Origin of the sequence: Janibacter hoylei PVAS-1, from assembly GCF_000297495.1 — a bacterium.
Classification (GTDB): Bacteria; Actinomycetota; Actinomycetes; order Actinomycetales; family Dermatophilaceae; genus Janibacter; species Janibacter hoylei.
This window is the reverse complement of record NZ_ALWX01000053.1, coordinates 1-9239: the sequence shown is the minus strand read 5'-3', so window position 1 is coordinate 9239 and position 9239 is coordinate 1. Positions and strand designations below refer to the sequence as shown.

The 9239-nt window shown below is 73.0% G+C and carries 9 protein-coding genes and 2 pseudogenes; 8 read left to right on the top strand and 3 right to left on the bottom strand.

Features of this window, described 5'->3' with window-relative positions; all coding sequences use genetic code 11:
* Nucleotides 1-158: 158 nt before the first annotated feature.
* Together B277_RS19995 and B277_RS19140 are read left to right on the top strand one after the other, a co-directional pair.
* Nucleotides 159-512, top strand: a pseudogene (locus B277_RS19995) (DUF4081 domain-containing protein); the annotation flags it as partial.
* Nucleotides 513-618: 106 nt separating this feature from the next.
* Nucleotides 619-1005, top strand: coding sequence for a GNAT family N-acetyltransferase (locus tag B277_RS19140; protein WP_238539399.1), 387 nt, complete (start codon nt 619-621; stop codon nt 1003-1005).
* Between the two features lie 4 nt (nt 1006-1009).
* On the opposite strand, the gene B277_RS11700 is transcribed toward B277_RS19140, so the two are convergent.
* The gene (locus B277_RS11700) at nt 1010-2161 is read right to left on the bottom strand and encodes a hypothetical protein (protein ID WP_128276818.1); all 1152 of its coding nucleotides are present in this window, start codon (nt 2159-2161) and stop codon (nt 1010-1012) included.
* Between the two features lie 132 nt (nt 2162-2293).
* The gene (locus B277_RS11695) at nt 2294-3265 is read right to left on the bottom strand and encodes a zinc-binding dehydrogenase (protein ID WP_007928493.1); all 972 of its coding nucleotides are present in this window, start codon (nt 3263-3265) and stop codon (nt 2294-2296) included.
* 94 nt (nt 3266-3359) lie between these two features.
* On the opposite strand from B277_RS11695, the gene poxB reads away from it, so the two are divergent.
* The 5 genes from poxB to B277_RS19130 are packed head-to-tail and all read left to right on the top strand — an operon-like array spanning nt 3360 to nt 8026.
* Nucleotides 3360-5105 (top strand): ubiquinone-dependent pyruvate dehydrogenase, encoded by a 1746-nt coding sequence (poxB, locus tag B277_RS11690; protein ID WP_007928491.1) that lies wholly within the window; start codon nt 3360-3362, stop codon nt 5103-5105.
* A gap of 10 nt (nt 5106-5115) precedes the next feature.
* Complete coding sequence (locus B277_RS11685) at nt 5116-5508, top strand: DoxX family protein (protein WP_007928489.1); 393 nt, start codon at nt 5116-5118, stop codon at nt 5506-5508.
* 3 nt (nt 5509-5511) lie between these two features.
* Nucleotides 5512-6387, top strand: coding sequence for a GNAT family N-acetyltransferase (locus tag B277_RS11680; RefSeq protein ID WP_007928487.1), 876 nt, complete (start codon nt 5512-5514; stop codon nt 6385-6387).
* A 5-nt stretch (nt 6388-6392) separates the two neighbouring features.
* On the top strand, nt 6393-7250 hold the full coding sequence (locus B277_RS19135; protein WP_007928485.1) for a hypothetical protein: 858 nt from the start codon (nt 6393-6395) through the stop codon (nt 7248-7250).
* Nucleotides 7247-8026, top strand: a complete 780-nt coding sequence (locus tag B277_RS19130) for an SIR2 family NAD-dependent protein deacylase (RefSeq protein WP_007928481.1) — start codon at nt 7247-7249, stop codon at nt 8024-8026. The genes B277_RS19135 and B277_RS19130 overlap by 4 nt, the downstream gene beginning before the upstream one ends.
* On the opposite strand, the pseudogene B277_RS11665 reads toward B277_RS19130, so the two are convergent.
* Nucleotides 7929-8981 (bottom strand): annotated as a pseudogene (locus B277_RS11665) (EamA family transporter). The gene B277_RS19130 and the pseudogene B277_RS11665 sit on opposite strands and share 98 nt — an antisense overlap.
* Before the next feature lie 71 nt (nt 8982-9052).
* Here B277_RS11665 and B277_RS11660 point away from each other — a divergent pair.
* The coding region (locus B277_RS11660; RefSeq protein ID WP_007928479.1) for a helix-turn-helix domain-containing protein at nt 9053-9239 on the top strand (187 nt) is incomplete at its 3' end.

Sequence of the window (9239 nt, the reverse complement as noted above, 5' to 3'; positions counted from 1 at the left end):
GGGCGCCTCCTCAGGGACCGGGCTCTCGTCACCGCGGGCGGCCTCCTCAGGGACCGGGCTCTCGTCACCGCGGGCGGCCTCCTCAGGGACCGGGCTCTCGTCACGGTGGGCGGCCTCCTGAAGGACCGGGGAGGGTGCTCGGCGTCTAGGCTGGCGGGGTGCTGCGCACCCGCCAACCCACCCGGCTCCTGGGCCCCGACGACGTCGATGCCGCCTTGGACCTGTGCGCGCGCGACCCAGCCGCCCACGTCTTCGTCGCGAGCCGGATCCTCGACGGTGGGCTGGGGTCCGGAGCGGCCGGCGCCTTCGGGTGGTTCGAGGACGGACAACTGGCCTCTCTGGTGTGGACGGTCGCCAATGTCGTGCCCGTCGGGACGACCCCGGCCAGCTGGGGGCCGCTCGCCGCGCAGGTGCGCAAGGTCCGTCGCCGGTCGGCCTCCTTCCTCGGCCCCCGCGACGAGGTGCGCGGCCTGTGGGACGCCGTCGGCCACGACTTCCCGCCCCCCCGCGCAGTGCGCGGCGAGCAGCCGCTGCTCGCGACGGCGACACCCCCCGTCTCGGCTGGGGATCCCGCTCGACCCCCGGGTCCGGCCCGCGCAGGAGCACGAGGTCGACCTCGTGCTTCCCGCCGCCGAGCACATGTTCACCCAGGAGATCGGCTACCGGCCCTACACCGGCAGCCCTGCCTTCTACCGCGACTCGATCTGGCGGCTGATCCACGCCGGACGCACCTACGTGGTCGTCGAGGGCGGACGGGTCCTCTTCAAGGCCGACGTCGGCTCCGTCGGTCTCGGGGCCTGCCAGATCCAGGGGGTCTGGCTCACGCCCGAGCTGCGCGGTCAGGGTCTGGCCGCGCCGATGATGGCGGCAGCGCTCGAGCAGTCGATGCTCGACCACGCGCCGCTCGCGACGCTCTACGTCAACGACTACAACGCGCCCGCCCTCGCGACCTACCGCCGCATCGGGATGGAGCGGGTCGGCACCTTCGCGACGATCCTGCTCTAGGCCCTCACGACGGGTCGGTCGGCTCCCAGCGCCAGCGTGACGCCGTCCGTTGCACGGGCGATGCCAGGGTGAAGGTCGTCTTGCCCGCGACGGTGGTGGCCATGGCCACGACGGTCTCGTCCAGCCGGTGACGCATCGCCTCGGGGGTGACGTCCTCCCACACCTCGTCGCCCGCGCGGAGCAGACGGGCCCGGCCCGGGGAGTACCCGGGGTTCGCCCACGCATGGCCGTCGGAGGCGCCCGCGCCGACGACCCACCGGTCGTCCACGCGGGCCGCGCTGGTGATGCCGTAGATGTCCACCGGCAGCGGCAGTGCCTCGACCTCGTCCTCGACCGTCCCGTCGGTCGAGACCCGCTGGATGCTCAGCTCATCGGGTCCGTCGTCACCGTCGGTGCGCCACAGCAGGAGGGCGCCCTCGGGGGTGTCGACTGCCCGCGCGAGATGCATCCCCTCAGGGGCCTTGCCGACCTCCTGCCAGTCGAGTCCTGCGTCGTCGGCGAAGAGGACCCGCACGCCGTCCATCCCGTCGACGACGAGGACGAAGCCGGTCCCCGTCGAGGCGAGGTCGACCGGGATGCCCGGCGCCTCGAGTTCGTCCCCCCAGCGGCAGGCGCTCGCGTCCGGGCTCACGGCGAGCCCGCGTGTGGTGTTCTTCACCCCCGACGTCGACTCCTGGTGCCAGGCGGTCACCCCCAGATCGTGGCTGTCGATGGTCGCCACCGCGACGAAGGAGTGGAGTGCGGTCTCTCCAGAGATCATCGGGTCGGGAGCTGCCGGCACCTTCGACGCCGTCGGCGCGGGCAGCGCAGCGTCGGGGTCGGACTGGCCCGCCCAGTCGCCGGACCACGACCGCAGCGTGTGGTCAACCGTGTGGGCCGACGAGGCCCCCAAGGCCACCCACGGGCCGTCTTCGCTGCCCGGCAGGGCCGCGAGATCGACGGGGCGGACCCTGCTCGTGGTGTCGACGTATGCCTCCCACCGACCTCCGGGTACCTCTCGCTGCGGCAGCAGGGCGAAGCCGCTGTCCGTGGGCGCCAACAGGAGGGTCGAGCGACCGTCGGTCCACCACTGCTGGAGCCCCCCGGGAACCTCGTCGTGGGCTTCGGTGGCGATGAGCTGCACGGTGCCGCTGCCGTCGCCCGCCTCGGTGACCATCAGCTCGTCCTGCCAGGGGCGCGCCGCGCCGAGCCACCCCGCGCCCACCCCAGGAGGCCGGCGAGGGTGGCGGCAACGACGGTGGTACGGGAGGGAGCGCGCATGCGGCGAGGGTAGCCGTGCGGGCCGGCGTCAGAGGGTGAAGACGATCTTGCCGATCTGGTCGCCCTCGATCATCTGCGCGAACCCGTCACGGGCCTGCTCGAGCGGCAGCTGGGCATGGACGAGGGGCCGGGTGCCCGTGGCGTGCAGCATCTGGACGAGGGCGTCGAGCTCGTCGCGCGTGCCCATCGTCGAGCCGATGACGCCCAGCTGGAGGAAGAAGATGTGCGTGAGCATCGCGTCGTCGACCTGCGGCCCGCTCGTCGTGCCGGCGATGACGATCCGACCGCCGGGGCGAAGGGAGCGGATCGAGTGCTGCCAGGTCGCACGACCGACCGTCTCCATGACCGCGTCGACCTTGACCGGCAGTCGCTCGCCGGAGTCGAAGACCTCGTGCGCCCCGATCTCCAGGGCCCGGGCTCGCTTGGCCTCGCTGCGGGAGGTCGCGTAGACCCGCAGGCCGGCGGCCCGGGCCAGCGCGACGAGCGCCGTCGAGACGCCACCACCGATGCCCTGGACGAGCACGCTCTCTCCGGGGCGCATCGCCCCGCGGACGAAGAGCATCCGGTAGGCGGTGAGCCACGCCGTCGGCAGGCAGGCGGCCTCGACCATGCTCAGGCCCTCCGGCTTGGGCACGAGGTTGCGCCGCGGCACGACCACGGTGTCGGCGAAGGTGCCCTGATAGCGCTCGGACAGCAGCGAGCGACGCGGGTCGGTCGTCTCGTCGGTGCCGGTGAAGCCAGGGTCCGAGATGACCGCGTGGACGACGACCTCGTTGCCCTCCTCGTCGACGCCGGCGGCGTCGCAGCCGAGGATCATCGGCAGGGCCTCCGCCTTGAGCCCCTGACCACGCAGCGACCACACGTCGTGGTGGTTGAGTGCCGCGGCCTTGACGGTGACCCGCGCCCACCCCTCCGGCGCCTGTGGCTCGGGTCGCTCGCCGACGACGAGCCCGGAGAGCGGGTCCTTGCTGTTGATGCTCTCGGCGTACACGGCGCGCATCGGTGCGCTCCCTTCGATCGGGGACGATGCGCCCTACTCTGCCACCGGGCACTAGCGTGGGCATTACGGACTGTTCCCGAACAAGGAGCTGCGCATGAGCACCATCGCCGACAACGTCATCGCCACCCTCAGGGCCAACGGGGTCACCCGCGCCTACGGCGTGCCGGGTGACTCGCTCAACGGCTTCACCGAGGCTATGCGTCGTGACGGCTCGATCGCCTGGCGTCTGGTGCGCCATGAGGAGTCCGCCGCCTTCGCCGCTGCGGCCGATGCCGAGCTCACCGGCGACCTGGCCGTCGTCCTCGGCAGCTGCGGCCCGGGCAACCTCCACCTGATCAACGGTCTCTTCGACGCACAGCGCAGCCGGGTGCCGGTGCTGGCCATCGCCGCCCAGATCCCGAGCTCCGAGATCGGCAGCGGGTACTTCCAGGAGACCCACCCGCAGGAGCTCTTCCGCGAGTGCAGCGTCTGGGCCGAGATGGTCACCGACGCCTCGCAGATGCCACGGATGCTCGAGACCGCCATGCGCGCGGCGATCCAGGAGCGCGGGGTCGCCGTGCTCGTCGTCCCCGGTGACGTCGCCCAGACCGAGGCCGCCGACGACCGGGTGACCGTCGTCGAGCGGGCCCGCGCGCGGATCGTCCCCGCCGCAGACCAGCTCGAGCGGGCCGCGGAGCTGCTCGGCGCGTCGAAGCGCACCACCCTGCTCGTCGGGGCCGGGGCAGCCGGAGCGAAGGACGACGTCCTCGCCCTCGCGGACCTGCTCGCGGCACCGGTGGTGCACACCCTTCGCTCCAAGCAGGACATCGAGGGAGACAACCCCTTCGACGTCGGCCTGACCGGCCTGCTCGGTTTCGCCTCCGGCTACCGGGCGATGGAGGAGGCCGAGACCGTGCTCATGCTCGGCACCGACTTCCCCTACCGGCAGTTCTACCCGGAGGGTGCGCGCTTCATCCAGGTCGACACGAGGGGCGAGCACCTCGGGCGGCGGGTGCCGCTCGACCTCGGGCTCGTCGGCGACGTCGGCGACACGATCCGGGCACTGCTCCCGCTCCTGCAGCGCGCGCGCGACCGCACCCACCTTGAGGACTCGGTCAAGCACTACCGCAAGACCCGCGACAAGCTCGACGAACTCGCCGAGCCACCGAAGAAGGGGCTGCTCGGGGGCCGCAAGCACCAGGCGATCCACCCCCAGTACCTCGCCCGACTGGTCGACGAGATCGCGGCCGACGACGCCGTCTTCATCCCCGACGTCGGTTCGCCGGTCGTGTACGCCGCCCGGTACCTCGAGTGCCGCGGTGACCGCCGGCTCATCGGCTCCTTCATCCACGGGTCGATGGCCAATGCCGTGCCGCAGGCCATCGGCGCGCAGCTCGCGCAGCCCGAGCGTCAGGTCGTCACGCTGAGCGGTGACGGCGGCCTGGCGATGCTCATGGGGGAGCTGCTTACCGTGCGTCAGCACGACCTGCCGATCAAGATCGTCGTGCTCAACAACTCCTCGCTCAACTTCGTCGAGCTCGAGATGAAGGCCGCCGGACTACCCGACTTCGGCACCGACCTGCACAACCCCGACTTCTCCCAGGTGGCACAGGCCTGCGGGATCAAGGGCTGGCGCGTCACCGAGGCCGCCGACCTCGAGACCAGCCTGCGCGAGGCCTTCGCCCACGACGGACCGGCGCTCGTCGACGTCGTCACCGAGCGGCAGGAGCTGACGATCCCGCCGGCGATCTCCGCCGAGCAGGTCAAGGGATTCACCCTCTACGCCCTGCGCACCGTGATGTCCGGCCGCGGCGACGAGCTGCTGGACCTGTCGCGGGCCAACCTGCGACAGATCTTCTAGGAGGAAACCGATGACCCGACCCGACCTGCCCACGACCGGCCTGGCCGCCCTCCTCGTCGGCGCGGGAGTGCTTCACATCGCGCGTCCCGAGGTCTACGAGCCGATCATCCCCGCACCACTGCGCGGGCGCGCCAGAGAGCTCGTCCTCGCCTCAGGTGTTGCCGAGATCGCCTGCGGTGCAGGGTTGCTGGTACCGGCGACCCGCCCGGCCGCCGGCTGGGCCAGCGCAGCGCTCCTGATCGGGGTGCTGCCGGCCAACGTCCAGATGAGCGTCGACCACGGCCGTCGGGCGCGGCGCAAGGGCACGCCGCAGGCGGTCGGGTTCTTCGCCGGGACGCTGGCCCGGCTGCCGCTCCAGTGGCCCCTGGTGCGCACCGCCCTGCGCGCGGCCCGCGGCGGCTGATCCGTGGGCGTGCTGGAGTGGTCGCCCACGACCGCGGACGACATCGCCTCGCTCGTCCGCCTCGGGACGGCCTGCCTCGAGCGCGACGGCGGGCTGCCCGACCTCGCCGACCCGCAGCACCTGCGCGACGGCTACCTGACCGAGCAGTCGATCTGCGGGCGGGACGAGCTCGGTGACATCGTCGCGGCGGCCGCCATCGGCATCAGTGCCGACGGCGCTCGGACGGCGACCGGCCTCATCGACCCCGCCGCCATGGGGCAGGGGCTCGGGCAGGAGATCGCCGAGTGGGTCATCGGCCACTCGGTGGGCCCGGTGCGCTTCGTCCTGGACTCGGTGAGCCCCGAGGCGGAGACCCTCTTCGCCGAGCTCGGCCTGCACCGCGGTTTCGCCGAGTCGATCATGCGGCACAGCCTGCGCTCGATCCCCTTCGTCCGCCGGCCCGAGGACATCGTCACCCTGCCCTTCACCGACGACACCTCCGAGGCCTTCCGCCACGCCTACGCGGCCTCCTTCGGCGACCAGCCCGGCTACAGCGCCGGCAGCTCCCGGGCCTGGGGCCGGTGGCTGCGCGAGCAGCGCGGCTTCCAGCCGGAGGACTCCCGGGTCGCCATGGACCGCCGCGGCCACGTCGCCGGCTTCGTCACCCTCTCGGACGGCTGGATCGAGGAGGTCGGGGTCGTCCCCGAGTGGCGCGGCCACCGGCTCGGTGCCCATCTCGTCGCCCGCTCTCTGACGGCCCTCCAGCGGGCCGGCGCCGACGAGGTCTGGCTGGCCGTGGGCTGCGACAACCCCGCCCGGTCGCTCTACGAGCGCCTTGGCTTCCGGGGCCACGGCACCCGTGCCCAGTACGAGCAGCCGACCCCGGCGAGCCAGGACTGACCGCGGTGCTCGAGACCCACGAGGCCCCATGGCGCAGCCAGGTCTCCTTCGGCCGGCGGATGCGCCACGACCTCAACGAGATGTGGGGCAACTGGCCCGTGGGGTGGAACCGTCTCGGCGTCTTCTTCGTCGCCCCCATCGGGGTGCCCCTCCTGCTCGGGCTGGCGGTCCGGCCGAGCGGCTCCGTGGGGGACCGACTCTGGACCCTCGTCCTGGCCGCCGCCCTCGGCCTCTACTGGTGCTCGATCTTCTTCCACATGCTGCGCCCCGGTCCGGTGGTGCGGGTGCTGCTCATCGGGACATACGTGCTGGCGTCCGCAGGGGCCGTGCTCGGCGGCCTCGCGCTGCTCGCCGTCGGGGTGCTGGGGCTCGCCCTCGGCGGCGGGGTCGGCCTCGAGCTGGCTCTCGTCGGGTTCGTCCTCCTCGGCGGCGGTGGGTTCATGGCCTTGTGGCTGCGCTGGGAGGTCCGCGGCGGATCGCGGTCCGCTCGGGCGCGCGCGGGTCAGGGAGGACCGCAGGACCCGTCGGCGGCGGTGGTGCTGCCGACGAGCCCGGACACCTCGCATGTGGTCCTGCGGTCGCCGACCGGAGAGGTCGGCACGACACTCCTCGGGCCGATGCAGGCGGCCACCCCCGTCACCACCGCAGCAGGAGGCGTCGTGCACTCGCGGGCCGCCGTCTTGCTCGGCGACCCCGGGGGCCGCCTCGTCGTGCCGGCCGACGTCGCCACCCGGCCCGGGCACGTCCTCGTCACCGAGGTCCTCCGAGGCGGGCAGGTGCACTTCCTCGTGCCGCAGTCCGTGCCGCCCCTTGCGATGATGTGGCGGCACGCCCAGCCCGTACCTCCGCAGGAGCACTCGTGACCGAGACCACCGAGACCGACCTCGTCGTGCCCGACGCCGTGGTCGATGCCGTCCGCGGCGCCCGCCGCGTCCTCGTCCTCTCCGGTGCGGGGATGAGCGCGGAGTCGGGCGTGCCGACCTTCCGCGACGCGCAGACCGGGTTGTGGGAGGAGTTCGACGCCAGCGAGCTGGCGACGGCCGAGGCCTTCCGGCTGGACCCTCCCTTCGTCTGGGCCTGGTACGCCTGGCGGATGCAGCTCGTCCGCGGCGTCGAACCCAACCCCGGGCACCGGGCGCTCGCCGAGCTCGCCGGCCGGCGCGAGGTGACCATCGCGACGCAAAATGTCGACGACCTGCACGAGCGGGCCGGCTCGACCGTCGCCGCCCACCTGCACGGGTCGCTCTTCGAGCTGCGGTGCAGCGACTGTGACACCCCGTACACAGGCGACGTGGACCTGCCGACCGAGCCGACGGAGCGCATCGACCCGCCGACCTGCCCCGAGTGCGAAGGGGACGTGCGTCCCGGTGTCGTGTGGTTCGGCGAGGTCCTGCCGGACGACGCGGTCGCCGCGACCGAGGCGGCCATCGACGCCCTCGAGCCGGGTGACGTCGCGCTCGTCATCGGCACCTCCGGCATCGTCTACCCCGCAGCCGGCTACCCGGCGATGGCGCGGGCCGAGGGAGCCACGGTCATCGAGGTCAACCCCGGCGAGACCGAGATCTCGGACATGTGCCACCTCGTCGTGCGGGGCACCGCCGCGCACGTGCTGCCGCAGCTGGTGGCCGCCGCCCGGTAGAAGCCGGTCGGGTGCGCCCGTCGCTGCCGGCGGTCACCTCCCCACGTGGGCCGCCGGCTCCGGCGAGGGGTCCGGCAGCGCCTCAGGCCGGCGGGGGCGTGAGGCCCACAGGACCCCGCCGACGACCAGGGCGCCTCCGACGAGCTCGAGGGGGGGCGGGCACCTCGTCGAGGAGGAGCCACGCGAGGGCCAGGCCGGTCACCGGCACGAGCATGGAGAAGGGGGCGACCGTCCCCGACGGGTGGCGGGCCATGAGCCAGGTCCAGATGCCCAAGCCCACGAGCGTCGCGAGGACGGTCGTGTAGGCCAGGCCCAGCCAGGCGGGGATCGCCGCGGTGGAGAGCGAGTCGGCCAGGGCCGTGCCGATGCGCTCCGGCCCCTCGACGAGCAGCGACAGGGTGAGCATGGGGACCGGCGGGATCACCGTCATCCACAGGGTCAGGTGCAACGGCCGCGGCGCCACGGCCAGGCGGGAGGCGAGGTTGCCGAAGGCCCACCCGAGCCCGCCCATGAGGGTGAGGACGAAGGGGAGGAGCCCCGCCTCCGCGTCGAGCCGCTGGCTGCCGACGACCGCCATCCCGAGCGCGGCGACCGCGACGCCGGCCGCGGCCCGGGTGCCGAGGCGCTCGCCGAGGAGTACGGCCCCGAGGACGACGGTGAAGGGAGCCGAGCTCTGCAGCACGAGGGAGGCCAGACCGGCCGGCATGCCGACGTCCATGGCGAGGTAGAGGAAGGCGAACTGGAGGATGCCGAAGCCGACGCCGTAACCGACGAGCCACCGCGTGGGCACGTCGGGGCGGGGCACGAGCAGGAGCGTCGGGATCGCCATGAGCGTGAAGCGCAGGGCGGAGCAGAGGAAGGGTGGGAAGATCTCGAGGGAGGCGTGGATGGCGATGAAGTTGGCGCCCCAGAGGACGGCGACGACGACGGCGAGCAGGCGGTGGCGGATCGGCACCCGTCGATCGTCGGCGACCAGATCGTGCAGGACAAGCAAATCATCGTGACTGCTCCCTTTAGGGTTGCTACATGGACATCCGGCACCTCGAGCTGCTCCGCGACCTGCGCGAGCGGGGGAGCCTCGCGGCCGTCGCGGCGGCCACGCACCGCACCCCGTCGGCCCTCTCGCAGCAGCTGCGCACCGCCCAGCGGGCCGCCGGCACGCCACTCGTCGAGGCGCGCGGCCGGGGGCTGCGCCTCACGGAGGCCGGCGAGC

What these genes read in the sequence shown, in the direction of transcription:
- B277_RS11700 (WP_128276818.1), bottom strand. Translation starts at nt 2,161, where the DNA reads ATGGTCACCGAGGCGGGCGACGGCAGCGGCACCGTGCAGCTCATCGCC.
- B277_RS11695 (WP_007928493.1), bottom strand. Translation starts at nt 3,265, where the DNA reads ATGCGCGCCGTGTACGCCGAGAGCATCAACAGCAAGGACCCGCTCTCC.
- poxB (WP_007928491.1), top strand. Translation starts at nt 3,360, where the DNA reads ATGAGCACCATCGCCGACAACGTCATCGCCACCCTCAGGGCCAACGGG.
- B277_RS11685 (WP_007928489.1), top strand. Translation starts at nt 5,116, where the DNA reads ATGACCCGACCCGACCTGCCCACGACCGGCCTGGCCGCCCTCCTCGTC.